Origin of the sequence: Pectobacterium actinidiae, from assembly GCF_000803315.1 — a bacterium.
Classification (GTDB): domain Bacteria; phylum Pseudomonadota; class Gammaproteobacteria; order Enterobacterales; family Enterobacteriaceae; genus Pectobacterium; species Pectobacterium actinidiae.
In genome coordinates, this window is the sequence record NZ_JRMH01000001.1 from 1,258,395 (window position 1) to 1,282,353 (window position 23,959).

Annotated in this window: 22 protein-coding genes and 2 tRNA genes; 11 read left to right on the top strand and 13 right to left on the bottom strand. The window is 52.5% G+C overall.

Going from position 1 to position 23,959, the window contains the following annotated elements; all coding sequences use genetic code 11:
- The first annotated feature begins 133 nt into the window (after positions 1–133).
- From KKH3_RS05295 to KKH3_RS05305, 3 genes are all read left to right on the top strand, one after another.
- Positions 134–209: transfer RNA gene (locus tag KKH3_RS05295), tRNA-Lys, on the top strand.
- A gap of 51 nt (positions 210–260) precedes the next feature.
- Positions 261–336, top strand: a tRNA-Lys gene (locus tag KKH3_RS05300).
- A 236-nt stretch (positions 337–572) separates the two neighbouring features.
- Positions 573–1,289 carry a DUF554 domain-containing protein gene (locus tag KKH3_RS05305; protein ID WP_039356596.1) on the top strand — a complete coding sequence of 239 codons (717 nt, stop codon included), beginning with the start codon at positions 573–575 and terminating at the stop codon, positions 1,287–1,289.
- Positions 1,290–1,303: 14 nt separating this feature from the next.
- Here KKH3_RS05305 and KKH3_RS05310 read toward each other — a convergent pair whose 3' ends face one another.
- A complete protein-coding gene (locus KKH3_RS05310; protein WP_039356599.1) occupies positions 1,304–1,702 on the bottom strand; it encodes a YjaA family stress response protein in 399 nt (132 codons plus the stop codon).
- A gap of 227 nt (positions 1,703–1,929) precedes the next feature.
- Between KKH3_RS05310 and nadA the strand changes: the two genes are divergently transcribed.
- Positions 1,930–2,991: a quinolinate synthase NadA gene (nadA, locus tag KKH3_RS05315; protein ID WP_039356601.1), complete on the top strand. Its 1,062-nt coding sequence runs from the start codon at positions 1,930–1,932 to the stop codon at positions 2,989–2,991.
- Between the two features lie 59 nt (positions 2,992–3,050).
- Positions 3,051–3,776: a nicotinamide riboside transporter PnuC gene (gene pnuC / locus KKH3_RS05320; protein WP_039356603.1), complete on the top strand. Its 726-nt coding sequence runs from the start codon at positions 3,051–3,053 to the stop codon at positions 3,774–3,776.
- A 7-nt stretch (positions 3,777–3,783) separates the two neighbouring features.
- On the opposite strand, the gene zitB is transcribed toward pnuC, so the two are convergent.
- Positions 3,784–4,734: a CDF family zinc transporter ZitB gene (gene zitB, locus KKH3_RS05325; RefSeq protein WP_039356606.1), complete on the bottom strand. Its 951-nt coding sequence runs from the start codon at positions 4,732–4,734 to the stop codon at positions 3,784–3,786.
- A gap of 295 nt (positions 4,735–5,029) precedes the next feature.
- Here zitB and aroG point away from each other — a divergent pair, with 295 nt between their 5' ends.
- The gene (gene aroG / locus KKH3_RS05330) at positions 5,030–6,085 is read left to right on the top strand and encodes a 3-deoxy-7-phosphoheptulonate synthase AroG (RefSeq protein WP_039356609.1); all 1,056 of its coding nucleotides are present in this window, start codon (positions 5,030–5,032) and stop codon (positions 6,083–6,085) included.
- Positions 6,086–6,147: 62 nt separating this feature from the next.
- Here aroG and gpmA read toward each other — a convergent pair whose 3' ends face one another.
- The 10 genes from gpmA to modE form a co-directional block, all read right to left on the bottom strand.
- Complete coding sequence (gene gpmA / locus KKH3_RS05335) at positions 6,148–6,900, bottom strand: 2,3-diphosphoglycerate-dependent phosphoglycerate mutase (RefSeq protein ID WP_039356611.1); 753 nt, start codon at positions 6,898–6,900, stop codon at positions 6,148–6,150.
- Positions 6,901–7,037: 137 nt separating this feature from the next.
- Entirely contained in the window at positions 7,038–10,175 is a 3,138-nt protein-coding gene (locus KKH3_RS05340; protein ID WP_039356614.1) for an efflux RND transporter permease subunit, read from the bottom strand.
- Positions 10,172–11,674, bottom strand: coding sequence for an efflux RND transporter periplasmic adaptor subunit (locus KKH3_RS05345; RefSeq protein ID WP_039356617.1), 1,503 nt, complete (start codon positions 11,672–11,674; stop codon positions 10,172–10,174). Before KKH3_RS05345 ends, KKH3_RS05340 begins: the two co-directional genes overlap by 4 nt.
- On the bottom strand, positions 11,671–12,930 hold the full coding sequence (locus KKH3_RS05350; RefSeq protein WP_039356620.1) for a TolC family protein: 1,260 nt from the start codon (positions 12,928–12,930) through the stop codon (positions 11,671–11,673). The genes KKH3_RS05345 and KKH3_RS05350 overlap by 4 nt, the downstream gene beginning before the upstream one ends.
- 12 nt (positions 12,931–12,942) lie before the next feature.
- On the bottom strand, positions 12,943–13,296 hold the full coding sequence (locus tag KKH3_RS05355; RefSeq protein ID WP_039356623.1) for a copper-binding protein: 354 nt from the start codon (positions 13,294–13,296) through the stop codon (positions 12,943–12,945).
- Between the two features lie 74 nt (positions 13,297–13,370).
- Positions 13,371–13,823, bottom strand: coding sequence for a hypothetical protein (locus KKH3_RS05360; RefSeq protein ID WP_039356624.1), 453 nt, complete (start codon positions 13,821–13,823; stop codon positions 13,371–13,373).
- 138 nt (positions 13,824–13,961) lie between these two features.
- Positions 13,962–15,008, bottom strand: a complete 1,047-nt coding sequence (galM, locus tag KKH3_RS05365) for a galactose-1-epimerase (protein WP_039356627.1) — start codon at positions 15,006–15,008, stop codon at positions 13,962–13,964.
- Positions 15,009–15,133: 125 nt separating this feature from the next.
- A complete protein-coding gene (gene galE / locus KKH3_RS05370; protein ID WP_039356631.1) occupies positions 15,134–16,153 on the bottom strand; it encodes a UDP-glucose 4-epimerase GalE in 1,020 nt (339 codons plus the stop codon).
- A 198-nt stretch (positions 16,154–16,351) separates the two neighbouring features.
- Positions 16,352–17,827, bottom strand: coding sequence for a molybdate ABC transporter ATP-binding protein ModF (gene modF, locus KKH3_RS05375; protein ID WP_039356634.1), 1,476 nt, complete (start codon positions 17,825–17,827; stop codon positions 16,352–16,354).
- 40 nt (positions 17,828–17,867) lie between these two features.
- Entirely contained in the window at positions 17,868–18,659 is a 792-nt protein-coding gene (gene modE / locus KKH3_RS05380) for a molybdenum-dependent transcriptional regulator (protein ID WP_039356637.1), read from the bottom strand.
- 196 nt (positions 18,660–18,855) lie between these two features.
- On the opposite strand from modE, the gene KKH3_RS21580 reads away from it, so the two are divergent.
- From KKH3_RS21580 to KKH3_RS05405, 5 genes are all read left to right on the top strand, one after another.
- A complete protein-coding gene (locus KKH3_RS21580; RefSeq protein ID WP_010285329.1) occupies positions 18,856–19,011 on the top strand; it encodes an AcrZ family multidrug efflux pump-associated protein in 156 nt (51 codons plus the stop codon).
- A gap of 146 nt (positions 19,012–19,157) precedes the next feature.
- A complete protein-coding gene (modA, locus tag KKH3_RS05390) occupies positions 19,158–19,928 on the top strand; it encodes a molybdate ABC transporter substrate-binding protein (RefSeq protein ID WP_039356641.1) in 771 nt (256 codons plus the stop codon).
- Positions 19,928–20,617, top strand: coding sequence for a molybdate ABC transporter permease subunit (modB, locus tag KKH3_RS05395; RefSeq protein WP_181939664.1), 690 nt, complete (start codon positions 19,928–19,930; stop codon positions 20,615–20,617). The genes modA and modB overlap by 1 nt, the downstream gene beginning before the upstream one ends.
- Positions 20,617–21,675: a molybdenum ABC transporter ATP-binding protein ModC gene (gene modC, locus KKH3_RS05400; protein WP_039356647.1), complete on the top strand. Its 1,059-nt coding sequence runs from the start codon at positions 20,617–20,619 to the stop codon at positions 21,673–21,675. The genes modB and modC overlap by 1 nt, the downstream gene beginning before the upstream one ends.
- Before the next feature lie 237 nt (positions 21,676–21,912).
- Positions 21,913–22,776: a sugar phosphate isomerase/epimerase family protein gene (locus KKH3_RS05405; protein WP_180783180.1), complete on the top strand. Its 864-nt coding sequence runs from the start codon at positions 21,913–21,915 to the stop codon at positions 22,774–22,776.
- 74 nt (positions 22,777–22,850) lie between these two features.
- On the opposite strand, the gene KKH3_RS05410 is transcribed toward KKH3_RS05405, so the two are convergent.
- A complete protein-coding gene (locus KKH3_RS05410) occupies positions 22,851–23,834 on the bottom strand; it encodes a LacI family DNA-binding transcriptional regulator (RefSeq protein WP_010302756.1) in 984 nt (327 codons plus the stop codon).
- Between the last annotated feature and the right edge of the window lie 125 nt (positions 23,835–23,959).

Genomic DNA, 23,959 nt, shown 5'->3' on the forward strand with positions numbered 1-23,959 from the left:
TTTTGTGCCTAAACGTCTTAAGAGTAAGCAATCAAAAAGTTATTTAAGAAAATAGGTTGCGCCGAAAATTTAAATCAGTAATATGTGCCGCCGTTGCCAAGGCAAATAGCAAAACGCTAAAGCAGCATGAATTGGGTCGTTAGCTCAGTCGGTAGAGCAGTTGACTTTTAATCAATTGGTCGCAGGTTCGAATCCTGCACGACCCACCAATTTCAAGTGCAGTTGTAACAGCATTCAGCGTCAAAGTAGTTCCGCATTGCGGGTCGTTAGCTCAGTCGGTAGAGCAGTTGACTTTTAATCAATTGGTCGCAGGTTCGAATCCTGCACGACCCACCACTCCAAGTAGTAAATCTCCCTTTTAGAACAAATTCATTTTAAATCATATATCGCACGTGTCGTGTCGATGAGATAAAACCCATCATCATTTCCTACTCGTTAAGACTTTGCGGTATATTAGGTTTTTGCCCCTCTCTATGGACGATATAACCCGTCAGGAACTGTTTTCTAATCCTATCGAGCAGGGTGGAGTCATTGCCACAGGGAAGCGTGTATAGCCCTGTTTAGGAAGATATATGATTGGTCCGTTGATTAATGGTGCCGCTATCTTGATTGGTAGTGGTCTGGGTATCGCTTTGCGTCGTTTTATCCCTCAGCGTTTGCAAGATGGCCTTCCGCCAGCATTTGCAATGGTGTCGATTGCAATGGGGGTGACGCTGGTTGTGAAAGTCCAGCAACTGCCTGCTGTGGCGCTGGCTATTGTGATTGGCGTTGCATTAGGCGAGCTGCTGCGTATGGAGTCTGGCGTGCAGTGGGCTGGCATGATGATTCAGAAAGGGTTAAACCGCGTGCTGCCTGCACAGGAACACCGCTTGCCTCAGGATATCTACACTCAGAACTTTACCGCGTTAATCGTCCTGTTTTGTGCCAGCGGAACCGGTGTGGTTGGGGCGTTGACGGAAGGGCTAACGGGCGATTACCAACTGTTGATCATCAAATCTGCTTTAGATATTTTCACCGCGTTGATTTTCTCCATCACGCTTGGCCTTGCTGTGATGTCGATTGCGATACCGCAGGTTATTGTCCAGACGCTGTTGTTCTTCTCCGCCAAATTGATTATGCCCTTTATGACAGACATCACGATGGGCGATTTTTCTGCCTGTGGCGGGATTATCATGATCGCTGTAGGACTTCGGATCGCGCAGATCAAATCATTTGCGGTGGTTAATTTCCTGCCGGCGTTGGTTCTGGTTATTCCCATCTCTCTGTACTTGCATCGCTTCTTTGCCTAAAGCATTGCGTCTGATTAGCGGCTGACGATAGAAGGCATGACGCCGCTAAAAATTTGTATCACTTCCTGGTCGGTAAGCGGCACATTCTTACTACAGACATAAATATGCTTTCCTTGCGGACTGATGCTCTTGGCTAGCTCTATGTAGCTGGCAAACTCGACCTGACTGTGTCCGCCTTCATTCATCTCCATGGCATGGATGATGACGTTGTGTGACGAGAACAGATCGATCAGTCGTTTTGGGGCTACCTTGCGCGTGAGCCGATCCAATAGCTTCATTGCTGGGATCATCTGTCCGAGCAGTAAGCGCGTGGTGGTAAAAGGCGTTTCTGATTGTTCCGTCACCTCTTGTTTAGTGTCCACGTTTCTGACGGTCAGGGTATCGCGATATAGCCTAATATAGAGGCTGGCCATGCCATTTCTCTCCTTGTCTCTTTTCTGCGTCTTTTGTAAGAGTCATGCTACTTACGCATTTCTAGTTCATCATTTTAAACATATTAAACAAATTGGCGGGTTTTATGGAAAATACACCGCGACTTTAGGGCGTGTTTTCGGTATTTTGTTTAGGATAAAAAACGTCGATACTGGTGATTAATGAGTATCAGGTGTTACAACCCGAGTTGTCATCGTGGAAATTTATAATGAGTATCCTTTTTGATAGCAATGAGACCATTTATCCTTTCCCGCCGAAGCCCAAACCCTTATCGGCTGATGCAAAACAGCACTATCGTAGCAGGATAAAAACGCTGCTTCGGGAAAGAAATGCCGTTATGGTCGCCCACTATTATACCGATCCTGAAATTCAGGCGCTGGCGGAAGAAACTGGCGGCTGTGTGGCGGACTCGCTGGAGATGGCACGGTTCGGCAGCACCCATTCGGCATCAACGCTGCTGGTGGCGGGGGTTCGCTTTATGGGGGAGACCGCTAAGATACTCAACCCGGAAAAGACGATTCTGATGCCCACGCTGGAAGCAGAATGCTCGCTCGATCTCGGTTGTCCTGTTGATGCGTTCAGCCGTTTTTGCGATGCGCACCCGGATCGAACGGTGGTGGTGTATGCGAATACTTCCGCGGCAGTGAAAGCACGTGCTGATTGGGTTGTCACATCCAGCATCGCGGTGGAATTGATCGAGCATCTGGATAGCCTGGGAGAAAAAATTATCTGGGCGCCGGACCGTCATCTGGGAAGCTATGTACAAAAGCAGACAGGGGCGGATGTACTATGCTGGCAGGGCGCGTGCATTGTGCATGACGAATTTAAAACGCAGGCGCTACAGCGCATGAAGATCCTGTACCCCGACGCGGCAATTTTGGTCCATCCCGAATCGCCGCAGAGCGTGGTAGAGATGGCTGATGCCGTTGGGTCAACCAGCCAACTGATTCAGGCGGCGAAAACGCTGCCACAGCGCGAACTGATTGTGGCGACCGATCGCGGTATTTTCTACAAGATGCAGCAGGCCTGCCCAGAGAAAACATTGCTAGAAGCGCCCACCGCGGGCGAAGGGGCAACTTGCCGCAGCTGCGCCCACTGTCCGTGGATGGCGATGAACGGGCTAGAGGCGATTGCTAATGGTCTGGAGCAGGGCGGTGATGCACATGAGATTCATGTTGATGCAGCCCTGCGAGAAGGCGCGTTAATTCCGCTGAATCGCATGCTGGATTTTGCGGCTTCGCTAAAATTACGTGTAAAAGGGAATGCCTGACGGAGATCCAGGGCATCTTAATAGCAATTTCTTACAATAATTGAGACAGGGTGGGTGAGATGGACTTTTTGAGTACCAGCAATATTTTAATTCATATCCCTTTGGGAGAAGGGGGATACGCGCTTTCCTGGATCGAGGCGATTGGCACGCTGTTTGGCCTGCTGTGTATCTGGTTCGCGAGCCAGGAAAAAACCATCAACTATCTGTTTGGATTGATTAACGTCACGTTGTTTGCTGTGATCTTTTTCCAGATTCAGCTTTACGCCAGCCTGTTGCTGCAAATCTTCTTTTTTGCCGCCAATATTTATGGTTGGTATGCCTGGACGCGCAAGACAGATTCGCAGGAAGTGGAATTACGCATCCGCTGGCTACCAGTGCAGAAGCTCATTGGCTGGTCGGTAGCGTGCGTTGTCGCGATTGGCTTGATGACGTTCTACATTGATGCGGTGTTTGCTGTGCTGACGCGTATTGCCGTTTCCGGTATGCAGGGATTAGGGTTGTCTGTGCAGATGCCGAATCTTCAGCCGGATGCGTTCCCATTCTGGGATTCCACGATGATGGTGCTGTCGATTGTGGCGATGATCTTGATGACGCGTAAATACGTTGAAAACTGGCTGCTGTGGGTGGTGATTGATGTAATTAGTGTGGTGATTTTTGCTTATCAGGGCGTGTATGCGATGGCGGTAGAGTACGCGATCCTGACGCTGATTGCCCTGAACGGTTCCTGGCTGTGGATTAAAAGTGCGCAGGAAAACCGCGCCAGCGCGGTTTCACACGGCGCGTAATCCAAATTTAATGCCTGTGGTGGTGGCCTTCTGCATCATGGCTTTCATGATGATGGCTTTCCTGAGAGTGGAAAGCACAGTGGTCATCATCACAGCGTTGATACTCCATCTGAATAGTCGCGTGTTCAATCTGGTAGTGCTTCCGTAAATATTCCTGAATACGTCTTAACAACGCATCGTGATCGTGAGGCGGAACCACCTGTGCATGCAGCGTCATCATCGGTTTCTCGCCTACCTGCCATAAATGCACATGGTGAATGTTCCTGACTTCGGGAATATTCAGCGTCAGATCTTTCTGTAGAACCTCAACGCTGAGCTGGCTCGGTGTGCCTTCCAATAGTTCGTGTATGCTCTCTTTTAATAACGTCCATGCGCTACGCAGCACCAGACACGATACCAGAATAGAGAGAATCGGGTCGATGGGTGTCCAGTTGGTATAAAGGATGATGACGGCGGCAGCAATTGCGCCGACGGATCCGAGCAGATCGCCCAGCACATGCAGGGCCGCCGCGCGAACGTTAATATTTTTCTCTTCGCTGCCGTGGTGTAACAGCCAAAATGCCACGATATTTGCCACCAAACCCGCAACGGCGACAAGCAGCATTGGGACGCCAGCGACCGGCTGGGGATCATAGAAGCGTTGGATGGCTTCCCAGAAAATAAAGGCGGTAATCAGTATCAGCGTCAGCGCGTTCACAAAGGCTGCGAGGGTAGTGAACCGCAAATAGCCAAAGGTATGGCGTGCATTGGGCTTGCGCTGCGCGAAACGTACGGCGACAAGCGCGACAAACAGCGCGGCGGCGTCCGTCAACATATGACCTGCATCCGCCAGCAGGGCGAGGGAGCCGGAAAGCAGGCCGCCAATGACTTCTGCCACCATAAATGTGGCGGTGATAATAAAAGCAGACAGCAGGCGTTTACTGTTGCCTGATTCTGTGTGACTGTGGTTATGTGCCATAGATGACCCTAAATTGCGATTTTATTCCACTTTACTGAAACCCACAGACAAAACCTATTCTGCGGTTCACCGACCTGTCTGTTGAGCTATTTCCTGATGAAAATAGGACGGATGCGGCATCTGAGAGCATTTGATCGCGTAAATCCCGCTGATTTCAGCGCCCTGACAACACCAGCTTGACATATAATAACCAATCTTCAATATGAAACATCCCGTTTCTCAGGCGACCTGTGCAGGCGGGATGGCGCGTATTGAATGGGATTAACATACCGTTTCGGAACCGATGGATGTATTTATGAATTACCAAAATGATGATTTAAGAATTAAAGAGATTAATGAACTTTTGCCGCCGGTTGCTTTGCTAGAAAAGTTTCCAGCCACGGAGAAGGCAGCGGAAACGGTATCGTTCGCGCGTACTGCCATCCATAAAATTCTTAACGGCAATGACGACCGCCTGCTGGTGGTGATTGGTCCTTGCTCGATCCACGACACGAAAGCAGCAAAAGAGTATGCCGCGCGTCTGCTGACGCTGCGTAATGAGCTGAGTCACGATCTGGAAGTCGTCATGCGGGTTTATTTTGAAAAGCCACGCACCACGATTGGCTGGAAAGGGCTGATCAACGATCCGCACATGGACAATAGTTTCCAGATCAATGACGGCTTACGCATTGCTCGCCAGCTGCTGCTGGAAATTAACGACATCGGTTTACCGGCTGCGGGTGAGTTTCTGGACATGATCACGCCGCAATACATGGCGGATTTGATGAGCTGGGGTGCTATCGGCGCACGTACGACAGAATCTCAGGTACACCGTGAACTGGCATCTGGCCTGTCATGCCCTGTCGGCTTTAAAAACGGTACTGACGGCACGATCAAAGTCGCGATTGATGCGATCAATGCTGCCAGCGCACCACACTGCTTCCTGTCTGTGACTAAATGGGGCCATTCGGCTATCGTGAATACCAGCGGTAATAACGATTGCCACATTATTCTGCGCGGCGGTAAAACGCCAAACTATAGTGCTGAGCACGTTAAAGACGTGAAAATTGGTCTGGAAAAAGCGGGTCTGACACCGCAGGTCATGATCGATTTCAGCCATGCGAATAGCAGTAAGCAGTTTAAAAAGCAGATGGATGTCTGCACTGATGTTTGCGGGCAGATCGCGCAGGGCGAGAAAGCAATTATGGGCGTGATGGTTGAAAGCCATCTGGTCGAAGGCAACCAGAATCTGGAAAGCAGCGAGCCGCTGGTATATGGCCGCAGCGTGACCGATGCTTGCATTGGCTGGGAAGACACCGAATCCTTGCTACGCCAACTGGCCTCTGCGGTACGTGAGCGCCGTAGCAAGTAATATCGAATAGCGTGCTATAAAAAAACCCGGCACAGGCCGGGTTTTTCTCATTCAGGGGAAAATTACTTCGCTTTACCCTGATTCGCTACTGCGGCAGCTTTTGCAGCGATTTCGTCTGCGTTGCCCAGATAGTAACGTTTGATAGGCTTGAAGTTCTCGTCGAACTCATAAACCAACGGTACGCCAGTTGGGATATTCAGTTCCAGAATTTCGTCTTCGCCCATATTGTCCAGGTATTTCACCAGTGCACGCAGTGAGTTACCGTGAGCCGCAACGATCACACGCTCACCGCTTTTGACGCGTGGCAGGATAGTTTCGTTCCAGTAAGGCACAACACGTTCGATGGTCAGCGCCAGGCTTTCAGTCAGCGGCAGCTCTTTGTCGCTCAGAGCAGCGTAACGCGGGTCGTGACCTGGGAAACGTTCGTCATCACGCGTCAACTCTGGAGGCGTAATCGCAAAACCACGACGCCATTGTTTAACCTGCTCGTCACCGTATTTTTCAGCGGTTTCGGCTTTGTTCAGACCTTGCAGTGCACCGTAGTGGCGCTCATTCAGTTTCCAGGATTTCTCAACTGGCAACCAGGCTTGATCCAGCTCGTCCAGTACATTCCACAGTGTATGAATGGCACGTTTCAGCACGGAGGTATACGCGAAATCAAAGGCAAAACCTTCGTCTTTCAGCAGCTGACCTGCGGCTTTGGCTTCTGAACGGCCTTTGTCGGATAGATCGACATCGTACCAGCCTGTGAAGCGGTTTTCGTTGTTCCACTGGCTCTCACCGTGTCTTACCAGTACCAGCTTAGTTACAGCCATAGCTAAACTCCTTCCTATCCTAAGATTTCTGTGATAACTGATTTCATTATAGGGGGGGAGAACGGTTATCGGCAATCGATAGTCGATGGCAAGCGTGATTTATCCGCAGGTTATTTGCGTAAAATCACGCTCTGGCTTTACCGTTTCAGCAAACCGGAATCCCCCTTGTGTAATAACAGATAGACCGCTGGGATCACCAGCATCGACAGCAGAGGGGCACTTACCATCCCACCTATCATCGGTGCAGCAATTCGCTGCATGATTTCGGATCCGCTACCGCCCCCCCACATGATGGGGAGCAACCCCGCCATAATCGTTGCCACGGTCATCATTTTCGGGCGAACGCGCAGAACCGCCCCTTCGTGGATGGCATCCATCAATTGCTGGCGTGACATCATCTGGCCTGCCACGCGGTGTTTCTCTACCGCATGATTGAGGTACAGCAGCATGATGACGCCGAATTCCGCCGACACGCCAGCCAGTGCAATAAAGCCTACGGCACCGGCCACAGAAAGATTATAGCCAAGGAGATAGAGCAGCCATACGCCGCCAATCAGTGCGAAAGGTAACGTTGCCATGATCAGCAATGCATCTCTGATACGGTTGAAGGTGACATACAACAGTACAAAAATGATTAGCAACGTAAATGGCACGACAACTTTCATTTTCTCCGTGGCGCGTTCCAGATATTCAAACTGACCCGACCAGCTCAGGGAAACGCCTTCCGGTAGCGTGACCTGTTGGGCAACGGCCTGCTGCATGTCTTCAACGGCAGATTTCAGATCGCGTCCGCGTAGGTCGACATAAATCCAGTCTGACAGGCGGCTGTTTTCACTTTTCAGCATCGGTGGCCCTTCGCTGACGCGAATATCAGCCAGTTCTGCCAGCGTCACTCTACTGCCGTTGGCCGTCACGATGGGCAGGTCACGCAATTTTTGCAGCGAATCGCGTAATTCACGCGGGTAGCGGATATTGATGGGATAACGCTGGCGGCCTTCAATGGTTTCGCCAATATTTTGCCCGCCGATTAGCGTAGCGACCACCGACTGAAGTTCCTCGACGGACACGCCATAGCGTGCGGCGTGCTGACGATCGATATCAATATCGATATAGCGCCCACCCGCCAGCCGTTCCGCGAGTGCAGACGTCACGCCCGGAACCCGTTTTACTACCTGCTCGATTTGTGCAGCCGTACGTTCTATGTCTTCCAGATTGTTGCCGTTAACCTTGATGCCTACCGGGCTTTTGATGCCGGTGGCCAGCATGTCCAGACGGTTACGGATAGGGGGAACCCACACGTTCGCGATACCCGGCAGGCTCACGGTACGATCCAACTCGGCAACCAGCTTGTCCATGGTCATGCCCTCACGCCACCGATCGCGTGGTTTAAGTCGAATGGTGCTTTCTAGCATGGTCAACGGTGCTGGGTCGGTTGCCGTTTCAGCACGGCCCGCTTTGCCGAAGACTGATTCGACTTCGGGAACGGTTTTAATCAGCCGATCCGTTTGTTGCAGCAGTCGGCCAGCTTCCCGTGAAGAGATGCCGGGCAGGGTGGAAGGCATATACAGCAGATCGCCTTCATCCAGCGGTGGCATAAATTCGCTCCCCAGACGGCTGAGTGGAAAGAGCGTCAGTAGCAACAGCAGGCCGGAAATCAACAGCGTGGTTTTCGGGTAGCTCAACACCTTTTGCAACACCGGGTGATAGGCTGCAATCAGCCAGCGGTTAATCGGATTCGCCTGTTCGTCCGGTATCTTGCCGCGTACGAAATACCCCATTAATACCGGTACCAGCGTAATCCCTAATCCGGCGGCGACGGCCATAGCATAGGTTTTGGTGAAGGCCAGCGGTGAAAACATGCGGCCTTCCTGTGCCTCCAGTGAGAACACCGGGACAAACGACAGTGTAATGATCAGCAGGCTGCAAAACAGCGCCGGGCCAACCTCCACCGCAGCCCGTTCTGCCAACTGCCACCACTCGTTATTTTGCGGCTGTTTCCCTGGGTTTTCATGCCGCCACTGTTCAATGACTTTATGCATGTTTTCTATCATCACAATCGCGGCATCGACCATCGCGCCGATGGCAATCGCGATACCGCCCAGCGACATAATATTCGCGTTCACCCCTTGATAGCGCATGATGATAAACGCCCCCAGAATCCCTAACGGCAGGCTGATGATGGCCACCAGCGCCGAGCGGAAGTGAAACAGAAACAGGGCACAAATCACGGCGACAACGGCAAACTCCTCCAACAGTTTGAAGCTAAGCGTGTCGATAGCGTGTTCAATCAGCTGCGAACGATCGTAGGTTGGGACGATCTCCACGCCTGCGGGTAGGCTTTTCTGTATTTCCTGTAACCGCGCTTTGACGGCATGCAGCGTATTCAGCGCATTCTTGCCATAGCGCAGGACGATGATGCCGCCCGCTACTTCACCTTCGCCATTCAGTTCGGCGATGCCGCGCCGCATCTCCGGGCCTTCTCTCAGCGTTGCGACATCCTGCAACAGCACGGGAATGCCGTTGCGGGTGGTAATCACCACGTGATTAAAGTCTTGCGCGGTTTTCAGGTAGCCGGTGGTGCGCACCATGTACTCTGCTTCGCCCAGCTCCAACACGGAACCGCCGTTTTCCTGATTGGCGGCCTGAACCGCACTGACGATTTGCTGATGGGTGATGCCCTGCGTTCGCATGCGTTCTGGGTCGACGACGATCTGATATTGTTTGACCATACCGCCCACGCTGGCAACTTCGGCTACATCAGGAACCGTTTTCAGCTCATATTTCAGCAACCAGTCCTGAAAGCCGCGCAGATCGGCCAGACTGTATTTGCCGCTGCGATCGACGAGCGCGTACTCGTAGATCCATCCGACGCCGGTGGCATCTGGGCCGAGTGAGGTCTTGGCGTCGGCAGGCAGGCTGGATTGCACCTGACTGAGATATTCCAGCACGCGGGAACGTGCCCAATAAGGATCGGTGCCATCTTCAAACAACACGTAAACGTAGGCATCGCCGAACATGGAAAAGCCTCGTACTGTTTTGGCTCCCGGCACGGAAAGCATGGTCGTCGTCAGCGGGTAGGTCACCTGATTTTCCACCACTTGCGGTGCTTTCCCTGGATAGCTGACGCGAATGATGACCTGTACGTCCGATAAATCAGGCAGAGCATCCAGCGGCGTTTTTTGCAGGGAAAGCAGGCCCCACGCTGCCATGAACAGCGCCGCCAGCAACACCAGAAGGCGATTGTTGAGCGACCAGCGAATGATGTAGGCAATCATGGATGACCTCCGTGGCTGGCATGTGGATCGTCAGCGGGTAAAAAATGCAGAACGTGAATCCCGCTATCGTCCATGTTGAACTGGAAACGCACGGTACTGCCGATCCCCACGCCTTGTGGCAGCCCTGACGGTGGCAGTGTGAAGTCCATCGTCATCGGTGACCAGTTGAGTGCCGGAACCGCGTCGTGTTCGATGGTGGCCTGATTACCGCTTATCGCTCGGATGACTCCCTGAGTGTGATAGCCAACGGAGGTCGTTGGCGTGGCTGGGTTTGCCGATGTCTCCGCATCAAACTGAGGTAAGGCACTGCGCAGGCTGGCTTCCGAGTCAATCAGGAACTGGCCCGAAGTGACTACATTGTCGCCTGCTTTCAGTCCATCGATGATTTCGACCCAGTCGCCCAGCGACGCGCCCACCGTGACGTTACGCGGGGTGAAATGGCCATTGCCATCGCTCAGCAAGACCCGATTTTGGCTACCACTGATCAATAGCGCTTCCTGCGGGATCGCCAGACGCGGCTGTGCCTGAGAGTGAGAAAGCTGCACGGTCAGGTACATGCCAGGTTTAAGCTGTTGTTGCGGGTTATCCAGCACGATACGGGCTTTTAGCGTGCGTGTGGTACTGTCCAGCACAGGCAGAAGTTCACTGATTTTTCCGTGGAAGGTTTTACCCGGCCAGGCACTGTTGGTTGCGCTGATGTCATTGCCAAGAGTGAGCTGCGCCGCCTGCGCTTCGGGATAATCGACATCGATCCACACCGGGTTCAGGCTGGCAAGCTCGAATAACGGCTGAGCGGGGCTTAACTGCATGCCTTGCCTTACCTCCAGCTTACTCACGTAGCCGTCTTCTGGCGCGGTAATCGCGATCCTGTCCTGCGGTTTGCCGCTACGCTCGACCTGTCGAATAATCGCTTCCGGCATGAATAACAGCGCCAACCGCTGGCGAGCCGATTGGGTGAGTATGTCGTCGCCTAACTGCCGTACCGCCAGATATTCGCGCTGTGCCGCCGCCCAGGTCGGGTTCCATAACGTGGCTAGCATTTCGCCTTTCTTCACCTGTTGTTGCAGCGCATTCACCGTGAGTTTTTCGACAATGCCGCCGCTAGGCGCGACCAGCGTGTGTAAGCCGCGTTCGTTGAGGACGACGGTGCCATAACCCGTGGTGCGGTCGGTCAGTTCACGCATTTCCGCGCGGGTAGTGCGAACTCCGAGATTTTGTTGCTGGCGAGCGCTGACGATGACGCCGCCATCCTTCTGCACGTCATCGGCGTAGCGAGGCACCAATTCCATCTCCATAAAGGGCGATTTCCCCGGTTTGTCGAAACGTTTATCCGGCACCATCGGGTCATACCAATAGAGAACGGCACGTTCTGGCTCTATGGTAGAAGGCGAGTGCGACGTTTGCTGTTTGCCAATCAGATAGCCCACGCCACCCGCGCTGAGAATAGCCAACGTCATCAGGCTAACCATCAGTGATTTGTTCGTGACTGTTTTGCTCATCGCGTAGGGCTTCCTTGTGGTGTCAGATAACGGATGGCTGCCCAGTATTGCGCCATCTCCCGTGCGGTATCCTGAACGGCAATCCGGCTTTCAAGTAGTGCCCGACGGGCATCCAGTACGGCGGAAAGATTACTGCTGCCAGATTGATACTGAGCCTGAATCAGTTTGATGCGTTGCTGTTGGAGGGGGAGAACCTCGTTGTGCTGACGTTGCCAGCGAGACTGTGCCGCTTGATATTGAGCAATCAGCGTGTTGAGCTGCGCCTGATGCTCTCGTTCGGTGAGCAATACTCTGTCACGCGCTTCCATACTGCGCGAGACGTCTGCGGCGTAGTCCTTATCCTGACGCTTGGATGTGAAGAGCGGTAGATCAACTGTCACCATCATGCCCGCCATATCGTCATAATCATCTCCACGTTTTGCGTAATAGACTTCAACATCAACATTGGGGATGGCGGCAACGGCTGACTGTGCGGAACGCGCCTGAGCAAGCTCGGCTTCTCGCTGTGCCTGCTGCATTTCTGGATGTTGGTGAATCGCGTTGTTCAGCACGTCCGGTGACGCTGGCAAGCGTTCAAAGCGGGGAAGTTCGCCGTTTACATTGATATCTGCGATGCCGGTAAGTTGCACCAGCCGGGCCTGTGCGATGCGCGTGTCCCGTTCTGCATCAGCCTGCCTGTCCTGCATGGCTGCCAACGTCAGGCGGGCATCCAGCACGCTACTGGCTTCACTACCTGCCGCCACTCTCGCTTTTTGTGACGCGATCTGCCGCTGGCTTTCTGTAACCAACGCGGTGACTTCGCTCAACGCCTTTTGTGAGAGCGCCAGATCCAGCCATGCCTGTGCCGTTTCACGTTGCAGGCGAGCGCGAATACTCTCGCTATTACTTTGCAGCGCATCGGCCTCTACCCGAATAGCCTGTGCTTTGCTATCACGTTTACTGCTGCTGACGTAGGTCTGCATGACGCCGATACGCTGCATCGTCATCCCTTCTCGCGTGAGGCGGCTACCGTTGTTGCCGCCTAATGGCAGATTTTCGACGCCAAATTTCAACTTTGGATCGGGAAGTTGCGTGGCAGAGTCGGCCATGTTCTGAAGCGCGTTAATCTGGTGTTGATTGGCTGACAGGTCGGCGGAGTAACGTTCCGCCGCCTGCAAAGCCTGTTCAAGATTCAGATCCGCCGCAAAGACAGCGGCAGGCAGCCACAGCAACATCGCCAGACACGCGCGCGCGGCGTCGTGTTTGGATAGGTTCATGTTGTGCTCCGGTTAAGGCTGCTGTGGCGTAATCGCGGTCAGGATGTAGCCGCTCTCATTCTGGATAAAGCTGAACGTGACTGGCGTATTGGCCGCTAGTGGCGTGAGTTCGCTACTGGATGGCAGTGTGAAGGCCATCGTCATGGCAGGCCACTTGAGGTCGGCAACCGGCGCGTGTGAGAGCGTGACACTGTTGGTATTCCACTGCTTAACAATCCCAGTAGTCTGATAAACGGCTGTCGTGGTCGCAGGGGGATTGGTCGGCATCATTGCGTGATGCTGGTGGTCGGTTGCCCACGCGGGGACGAGGGAGGAAGAAACAGAAAGAATCAGGCTGCTAATCAGCGCCATATAGGTGATACGCATAAAATAATCCCAATATAAATAATTGATAAACAAAATGTTGCGCCCGCTGGCGCAGGGGTTATCAATCGCTTGGGTTATTCTCTGAATCGACAGAAGCGGATCTCAGCCGGAGGGCCGACCGCAGGAGGCGAGAGCCAGACATCAGATGCAGGATTAAGGGTGGCAGCGTTATCCGCTAAAACCAGCTCACCGCTGACTGGCAGCGCTAATAATGCCAGCGAGCCATTATCCTGCTTCACACTATCCGGCACGCAGTGTTTTTCGCACAGCGGCGTTTGCTGGTCGGCAGCGTAAGCTGCTTTAGCTGAGTGATGAGCGTGAGATGATAATGGCTGAATGTCAGCCTGTTGCAGATGTGCCTGATGCTGGATAGTGGGAGAGGTCTGGCTGAGTGTCATGTCGCATTGATGACCTGCGATAGCCAGTTGTGCATTCAGGAGAAGCCAGCACAGTGCCAATAGCCATCCCCACCTGCCTTTATGGCGCAGATGATGAATGAATAATGGAGACCGTGATGATGCGGACATGGCATTTCCTTTTTGGACGTTTTGGCAGTGTATGCGTCTGAACGGGAAGGGGGCAAGCGGGGAATAGCATAGTTTTGTAAATTGGCAGAAAGTTATCTGCCAATGTTATCAATGAGTTAATTATGTTTTGCTGTTCGGTTACTGGATGAGGAACTGGTACGTGGTGTCCGAACGGTAGACTTTCCCAGGTTTTAGCCAGCAGTCGGGCTGCGGCCAGTGTGGGTGATTTGGGCTGTCCGGCAGGAATTCGCTTTCCAGTGCGACACCGGCATAGTTTTCATACTGACCACCATCTCGTGAAGGCGTTCCGGCCAGAAAGTTGCCACTATAGAGCTGTAAAGCGGGGGCGCTGGTGAAGACACTCATCAGCACGCGGCCATCGGATGACCATAAATTGGCGGCTGGGCTTTCGCTAGAGCCACAGGTGCGATGCAATAAATAAGCATGATCGTAGCCGCCGACCGCCATTTGATCGCTATCGCGCAGGAAATCTTCTTCCAGCGTCTTTGGCTGGCGGAAATCCATTCCGGTCGCGTTTACCGGTGTCAGGTCGGCGTTGGGGATCCCTGAACTGTTGACCGGTAAATAATAGTCGGCAAAAAGTTGCAATTGGTGTTTACGTACGTCAGACAGATCGCCATCAAGGTTGAAATACGCGTGGTTAGTCAGACAAACGGGGCAGGCTTTTTCTACGGTTGCCTGATACGAGATTTCCAGCGAATTATGTTCGGTCAGCGCGTACGTCACCTGTACGTTAAGGTGGCCTGGATATCCTTGGTCGCCATCCGGTGAGTGCAGTTGGTAAGTCACCTGCGCGGCATCCTGACTGACGATCCGCCAGCGGCGGGCATGAAAGCCTTCCGGGCCGCCGTGCAACTGGTGTTCATTCTGATTTGGAACCAGATGGAACGTTTCGGTTTCTCGACTGAATGTGGCTTTGGCTATGCGGTTGGCATAGCGGCCAATCGATGCGCCGAGATAAGCGCTTTGTTGCGGATATTGCTCGGGCGAGGCACAGCCTAGCAGGACTTCCCGTACTTCACCCTCAGGTAGCGGGAGTTCACATGAAAGCCAGGTTGCGCCCCAATCCATCAGACACACGCGCATACCTGCCTGATTCTGCAAGGTCGTTAATTGAAACGGCTGGCCATCTGGTGCCAGCGCGCTAAGACTTTCATTCAACATGACTTGCTCCTGTAGAGGCTCGACGAGATAGAGAAGGTTGGCCGATGTAGGCAAATAGGGGAAGGTTGCAGAAATCAGCTCTGCTTATCTTCCCCTAATCCGTCACTCGGTGTAAAAAAGCGCCGTCACGCTTCGTCGTACCCATTGGGGTGGTTGGATTGCCAGCGCCAGGTGTCCTGTGCCATTTCTTGCAGTGAGCGTGTGACTCGCCAGTTAAGATCTCTCGCTGCACGCTCGGCATCTGCCCAATAAGCAGGCAGATCGCCCTGACGGCGCGGGGCAAAATGGTAAGCCAGTGGCTTGCCACAGGCCTGACTAAAAGCTTCGACGACCTGTAATACACTGTAGCCTACGCCTGCGCCCAGATTGTAAATATGCACGCCAGCACGATTTTGCAGCGTGTTCATGGCGGCGATATGACCGTCAGCCAGATCGACGACGTGGATGTAGTCTCGTACGCCAGTCCCATCAGCGGTAGGGTAGTCATTACCGAAGATCGCCAGTGAGTCGCGACGGCCTACCGCCACCTGAGCAATGTAAGGCATCAGATTATTGGGTACACCTTGCGGATCTTCGCCCATCTCACCCGATGGGTGGGCACCAACTGGGTTGAAATACCGCAACAGCGTAATACTCCATTCCGGTTCCGCATGCTGTAAATCTTGCAGGATTTGCTCGACCATCAGCTTGCTGCGGCCATAAGGGCTGGCAGGGTGCCCTGTGGGGAAACTTTCCTGATAAGGGGTGTGAGGTTGATCGCCATAGACGGTGGCAGATGAGCTAAAAATCAGGTTTTTCACGCCAGCTTTCTTCATCGCCTCTACCAGTACGAGCGTACCGTAGACGTTATTGTCATAGTAACTCAGTGGTTCACGCACCGATTCACCCACGGCTTTTAAGCCAGCAAAGTGGATGACGGAATCAATGGAATGTGTAGCGAAAATGTCTTCCAGCAGCGCGCTATCGCGAATATCGCCCTGATAAAAGACGGGTGCCTTATCGGTTAAGCGTGTAATAGTTTTAACGACGCTAGCCTTGCTGTTGCATAAGTTATCGAGAATAACGGGAGTGTGCCCGGCAGCCAGTAATTGTACGCAAGTATGGCTTCCTATGTAACCGCTACCACCTGTAACAAGAACGTTCATAATGACCTCTATTATCGCAATACTGCAAAATAACATGGCTAGATGCTGAAAAAGGTGATCTACAGCGAGAATTTGCCTCTGTTATCGATGGTTTCTCTACGAATAAACTGAGTGAAGCATAGGCTACAGTGTAAATGAGCCTGGCTTTCTACCCTACATTTTATTTTGTGGTAGCGTTATCATCCCTGTTTTTAGGCGTTATTTACATAACACCTCAATCTGGTAGCGATAGATGTCGTTGTGGGGGACGAAAGTGAGTCGATGCGTAATGCACTCGGGCGCATCCTCCGCGTGGTGAGAGACAAACAGTAGTTGCGTTTCGCCCTCGCCAATTAAGATATCCAGCCAGCGGCGCACCAGTTGGCGATTGAGCGGATCAAGCCCCTGTAGCGGTTCATCAAGAATGAGCAGGGCGGGGTGTTTGACTAACGCGCGGGCAATCAGCGTCAGACGCTGTTGGCCCCAGGAGAGCGACTGAAATGGCGTATCGGCGATAGCGCCATTGAGCCCGAGCAGAGTGAGCCACTGTTCTGTCAGGTGGCGATGACGGTCGGAAACGGCCTGATAGATCCCGATAGAGTCAAAAAAGCCTGACAGGATAACGTTGCGCACGCTGGTGCTAACGCGGTAATCCAGATGGAAGCTGCTGCTGACGTAACCGATGTGGCGCTTGATGTCCCAAATGGTTTCACCGCTGCCGCGCTTACGACCAAACAACGTGAGATCGTTACTGTAGCCTTGCGGATGATCGCCGGTAATCAGGCTGAGCAGTGTCGATTTGCCCGCGCCATTTGGCCCGACGATCTGCCAATGCTGACCGGGCAACACTTCCCACGTCAGCTCGTGCAGAATAGGGCGATCGTTGTACTGCACCACGCCGTTACGCAGCCTAATGCGCGCCTCGTTAGCTGGCAGCGTCATGTAGCGCTGCGGATCTTCCGGTTCTGGCAACGAACTCCCCGACAGTTTTTCGCTAAACGCGAGCTGGGCCACCAGCGCTTCAGAGAGGATCGTTTCACGCTCGCCGATGCGGGTCAGCGTACAGTCTGCCAGTACACCGACATGGTTGATAAAGTCAGGGATGTCGTCAAAGCGGTTCAGAATAAGCACCAGCGTATAACCGGTGTCTGCCAGTTTCCTCAGTTCATCGGCAAGCTGCTGGCGGGAGGCAACGTCCAACCCATCGAAAGGCTCGTCGAGAATCAGCAGGTCGGGCTGGGGCATCAGCGCCTGACACAGCATCGCTTTGCGTGTTTCCCCCGTAGAGAGGTACTTGAAGCGACGCTCCAGTAAATGCGCAATACCAAACTGGTGTGCCAACTGTTGGCAACGCGCGGCATCGTTGAGGCTATCCTGAATCACTTCTGCCGTGGTGCGGCCAGTGTCGTCTTCACCTTCGCTCAGTAGGTCGGTGTTATTGCGTTGCCACTCGTCGGAAACCAGTTTTTGTAATTGTTCAAATGACAGGCGAACGGGGCGTTGGAATCCTGTTGTTCGTTCACCACTCAATAGCGGCAGTTCGCCGGATAGCGATCGCGCCAGTGCAGATTTACCACTTCCGTTGGCTCCGACAAAGGCCCAGCACTGGTTTTTTTCGAGCGTCAGTTCGTCCAGACGCAACATGCGGGTGTCGCTGAGACGAAACAATCCCTGAGTGATTTTTAACAATGACATCTTTTATCCTTCGTCAGATGGCGATAGCGCTAAAGCGGAATTAACAAAGCGTGGCGATGATGACCCGGTCGGCATTGAAGCAGGCCTTCACGTCCATTCCCTGTTGCAGCTTTTGCTGCTCAAGCAAGGCATTCGGCACCATGGCACACAGGGTTTCCCCCCCGGTTAGCGTAATCAGAATTTCGCTGTTTTCTACACCGTGCTGGATTGCCTGAATTTGCCCAGGCAAGACGTTATCAGCGGCAGGCGCGGCGGATGTAGCGGCGTACACGTCGATCCACGGCGCTTTAATCAGTGCCAGCACCTCTTTTCCTTTCTGTAATTGCAGGCGCTCGGCGCTTTGTTGCGTAATCAGGGCGCTGATCGTTGTTTTACCATCGGCGAGTAAAATATCCAGATGTTGTTGCACCTGTTCTTCGCCGCGTGCGAGCACGGTTCCAAAAAACTGATTACGTGCGCTGGTTTGCAACGAGAAACGCGCGATGGCTGCCAGCAGGCTATCTAACGGCAGACCGTCTTCCTGTAAGACATCAAAGGCTTTTTGCTGAATCTGTGCGAGTAAATCGTACAGTTGGAGAAGACGTTCGCCGTAGCGGGTGAGCTGAGCACCGCCGCCGCCTTTTCCGCCGGTCATGCGCTCGACGATGATCTGTTCGGCTAGCTGGTTCATCTCATTGATGGCATCCCAGGCGCTTTTATAGCTAATCCCCGCCAGTTTGGCCCCCTGGCTGATTGAACCGGTATGACGAATTTGCTTGAGCAATTCAATACGCCGCGGGTCGGCGAATAAACGCTGTTGGAGTTTCAGGGTGAGGAGAATTTCAGCCTGCATAGTGAGGGCACCATCGGTGAGTTTACTTCTCTGTATTGTCGCTATTTTCTTCATCAGGGGCAAATCGCACAAATAGACGCACTATTTTTTATTACTACGATAGACTACGTGGCAATTACGACGATCTCGGCTTACAGTGAAATAGCGCATTCGGCTGGCTAAAGTAGCGGTAACCGTTGCAATAAGTGAGGTAAGCATGTTGGAGTTGTTGAAGAGCCTGCTGTTTGCAGTTGCCATGGTTCCTGTGATGATGGTGGTTATCATGGGGGCGATTTATTGCCTGGGTGAAGTGTTTAACGTGTTGTCTCGCATTGGTCATTCTGACGGTCAGCGCGCTAAGAATCAGCACTGATTCACAATCCTTTTCTATTTTATGTCCGGCTTCTGGCCGGACATTTCTTTTTCTACCTCTCCACATATACCTCTTTAAAGCACATGACACTGCTTCATTATTCGTTATATCATTATTTACACAACGATAATTGTCAGGAGACAAGAATGAAGCAGCAATGGTTAAAATGGTTTGCCGCACTAACCCTCAGTGCAGGAATGGCATTGCCCGCTGTAGCAGAAGATAAAGTCACGGTGTTCGCCGCGGCATCACTGACCAATGCGTTGCAGGAAATCGCTACGCAATATCAGAAAGATAAAAACGTTGCTGTCGTCGCGTCTTATGCATCCTCCTCAACGCTGGCTCGCCAGATTGAACAAGGTGCGCCTGCCGATCTGTTCATCTCCGCTGACCAACAGTGGATGGACTACGCGCAGGATAAAAATCTGATGGATACTGCGACGCGTCACACGCTGCTGGGCAATGAGCTGGTGGTGATTGCACCGAAGGCGAGTGCGCAGAAAGAAATTAAAATTGACGATAAAACTGACTGGAAAAGCCTGCTGAAAGACGGACGTCTGGCCGTTGGTGACCCAGATCATGTGCCTGCTGGGATCTATGCCAAGGAAGCGTTGCAGAACCTGAAAGCCTGGGATGAACTTTCCCCGCTGATGGCGCGCGCCAACAACGTCCGTGCAGCAATGGCGCTGGTGGAACGTGAAGAAGCCCCGCTGGGCATCGTCTACGGTTCTGATGCGGTTGCCAGCGACAAAGTTAAGGTTATCGGTACATTCCCAGCGACGAGCCACAAGCCTGTCGAATATCCGATGGCGATAGTAAAAGAGCATAAAAACACTGCGGTTACCGGTTTTTATGACTATCTGAAAACGCCGGAAGCCGCAGCGGTATTTAAACGTTATGGCTTCGCGCCGCGTTAATCATGCTGAGTGATTACGAATGGCAGGCGGTTGAGCTGAGCCTCAAAGTTTCTGTTGTGGCTGTGGCATGCAGCTTGCCGTTTGGGGTACTGATGGCGTGGATTTTGGTGCGCTGTCGGTTCCCCGGCAAATCACTGCTGGATAGCATTATCCATTTACCACTGGTGTTGCCGCCAGTGGTCATTGGTTATCTGCTGCTCGTGGCGATGGGAAGGCGCGGCATAATCGGCTCCTGGCTCTATGACTGGTTCGGCTTCAGCTTCAGTTTTAGCTGGCGCGGCGCCGCATTAGCGTCGGCGATTGTTGCGTTTCCGCTGATGGTTCGGGCAATCCGTCTTTCGCTTGATGCTGTCGATACGCATCTGGAACAGGCCGCCCGGACATTAGGTGCCTCGCCCTGGCGCGTGTTTTTTACCATCACGCTACCTCTCTCTTTTCCTGGGATTGTTGTTGGAACCGTATTGGCGTTTGCCCGTTCGCTTGGCGAATTTGGCGCGACCATTACGTTTGTTTCTAATATTCCTGGCGAAACCCGCACCATTCCACTGGCGATGTATACCCTGATTGAAACGCCCGGCGCAGAGGCTGATGCGGCAAGGCTGTGTATTATTGCCATCGTCTTGTCGCTGGCTGCGCTGTTAGCATCGGAATGGCTAACAAACTGGAGCCGTAAGCGGTTGGGGGGATAATGCTGCAACTCGATTTTCATCAACAGCTAGGTAGCCTCGAACTTCGCGTTCAGTCTGAACTGCCTGCGAAGGGGATTACCGCTATTTTCGGCGTATCTGGGGCAGGGAAAACCTCTCTGATCAACGCTGTTGTTGGCCTGACCCGGCCAGATGGCGGGCGGATTGTGCTCAATAATCATGTGCTGGTGGATACGCAGCAGCGTATTTTTCTTCCGCCAGAAAAGCGGCGAATCGGCTATGTGTTTCAGGATGCTCGCCTGTTTCCGCACTATCGCGTGCGCGGCAATCTACGCTACGGTATGGCTGAAACAATGGCATCGCAGTTCGATGATATCGTCAGCTTACTGGGTATCGAGCCGCTGCTGAATCGCTATCCACGGACGCTGTCCGGTGGAGAGAAACAGCGTGTCGCGATTGGTCGGGCATTGCTGACCGCACCGGAATTGCTGCTCATGGATGAACCGCTGGCGTCGCTGGATTTACCCAGAAAGCGCGAGCTGTTGCCATATTTGGAACGTCTGGCGAAAGAGGTCAATATTCCTATCCTGTATGTCAGCCACAGTCTGGAAGAGATTGTTCGGTTAGCCGATCGTGTCGTGGTGCTCGATAAAGGCAAAGTGAAAGCGCAGGGGCTATTGGAAGAGGTGTGGGCTAGCAGCACGCTACGTCCGTGGTTACCAAAAGAAGAACAGAGCACGATTCTGAGCGCGCGCGTGTTGGCTCAGCATGAGCATTACGCGATGACGGCGCTGGCATTAGGTGACCAGCAGGTGTGGGTTGGAAAAGTCGAACTTCCTCAAGATGCCACATTGCGCATTCGCGTGAATGCCGCCGATGTTTCTCTGGTGTTACAGCCGCCGGAAAAAAGCAGTATCCGTAATGTGCTCTGTGCCAGCGTGGTGGAGTGCATTGATGTCGATGGACAGGTTGAAGTGAAACTGGCGGTTGGTCAGCAGACGTTATGGTCCCGGATTACTCCGTGGGCACGTGACGATCTTATACTTCATCCTGGGCAAACGATCTACGCGCAGATCAAGAGCGTGTCGATCACGGCGTAAGCACAGGCCGAGCGATGGAACAGTCGTTCATATCGCTCGGTCTATCTCGTGAATCAGTCGATATTCTGTGACTAAGATAACAAAATGAGTATTGAGAGTGATTTTCAATTCGTTTTTTCTACCGCGTGAACAAGGTAGTCAGATAAATTATCCCCGCATTATTATTTTTTCATCATAAAAAGTAATCGATTACTTTTTGTTTTCACCTGTGCAACGGGATAAAAATAGGAGAAGGACATGCCTTGTATGACGTTATTGCGCCGTGCGTTCGCTATACCGCTATTGTTGATAGTTTCATCGGGTTTGGCGCTTGCCGAACGTCCAGCAGAAAACCAGAAAATAGCCTTGCAGATGTATACGCTGCGCAGCTTGAATACGCTTGATGAGCAATTTTCCATGGCGCGAGACGCTGGATTTAAGGCGGTTGAGCTGGTGGGGACGCATGACATTAGTGCGTCAGAAATGAAGGGGTTATTAGGAAAGTATCAGTTGAAAGCCATTGCTGCGCATGTCCAGTTTGGCGAACTGAAAAGCAATATGGCTGAGGTTGTAGCCTTTAACAAAGCTATCGGTAACAGCATGATTATCGTGCCGTGGCTCAATGTTGAAGACCGCCCGGATAGCGCAGAGGGCTGGAAGCGCTTTGGCCTGGAAATGAACGATCTTGGCCGTGAATTGAATAAGCAGGGCATGAAGCTGGCTTATCACAACCATAATTTCGAGATGAAGAAGTATCGCGGTAAAACGGCGCTGGAAATCATGATGGATGCTGCAGAGCCAGAGAACCTGATGCTGGAAATGGATGTAGCCTGGGTATCTCGCGGAGGACAGGATCCTGTGCGTCTCCTGCGCCAGTACAAAGGGCGTATTTACTCAATTCATGCGAAAGACAATACATCCATCGGCATCCGCGATGATGAAATGAACTTTGCCCCACCGGGTGAGGGTATTTTGGCGTGGGAAGAGATTCTCCCTGCGGCGTCCAAAGCGGGTGCCCAGTGGTTTGTTGCTGAACATGACTTGCCGAAAGATCCACAGGCCATTGTTTCCGCAGCTTACCAATCGCTGTATGAAAAACTGAGTAAGGTAAAAAGTAAGTAAGGAAGAGATTCAACCTGAGGTCAGCGGACCGCGGGTTATCAGACATGAAAAAGGATCGGTTTATTCTGCCTGGGTTAGCTGGATGCCCGTTCGACAAACGTCCATTCCAGTAAGCGCTTTTCCGTTTCGCTGTCCGGCTGGTCGATTTGTTGTAATAACAACTTCACGGCCTCTCTGCCAATATGTGCGGATGGCTGTTGAATCGTGCTGAGCTGGGGCGAGGTGATGTAACCCAGCTCCGAGCCATCGAAACCGATCACTGCAATATCCTGCGGCGCACTCAGCCCCGCCTCACAGATTGCAGACAGTGCGCCCGCAGCTAACGTATCGGACACTACAAAGACGGCATCTGGCCGCTCTTGATGATCGTTAAGCAGCGCGTTCATTGCGGCTTTTCCGCCTGTGTAGCTCAGCGTGCTGGCGTACTCGACTTTGCCGTAATCAAACCCATTCTCCGCGATAACGTCGCGATAGCCTTTCTCTCGCTGCTGGGCGTAGAGGTAATTCATGTCGTGGTTAATCATGGCGATACGGCGACGACCTTTGCCAATAAAGTGATTAATCACAAAGCGGGATGCCTCTGCGTTATCAATTCCAACGGATGAAATGGCAGATGTATCGTCATGCTCGGCGCACTGTACCCAAGGTGCTGCACCAATCATGTCCTGAAGCGCAGAAAGCGTTGAAATGGCATCCATGGTGATCACGCCATCGACCATTTTACCGGACAGCAGTTGCAGGCTGGAGTGGGCGCGAACAATATCGGCGCCTGAATTGCATAGCAGAATACGGTAGCCATTTTCTTCCGCTTCTGCCTCAATGCCTTTCACGACATCGGCGCAGAAGGGGTTGGCAATGTTGGAAACCATGACTAATAACATCTGGCTGCGTGCAGTGCGTAGCTGTCGTGCCAGCAAATTTGGCTGATAATTACTGCTTTTTATCGCATTGAGAACTCGTTCCCGGTTTTGCGGCTTCACGGTATCAATGTTGTTCAACACTCGTGAAACGGTGGCGACCGAGACTCCAGCTATCCGTGCTATTTTTTGAATCGACATAATTCAGAAGGCACTCACGCTACTTATTGCTTGGCTGAGCAGATTACCATAAATATCTCTGGCTGCATCCCGCAGACGTCGCACCTGCGGGATGAATACCGTGAGAGAATGAACAGTCTAATGCC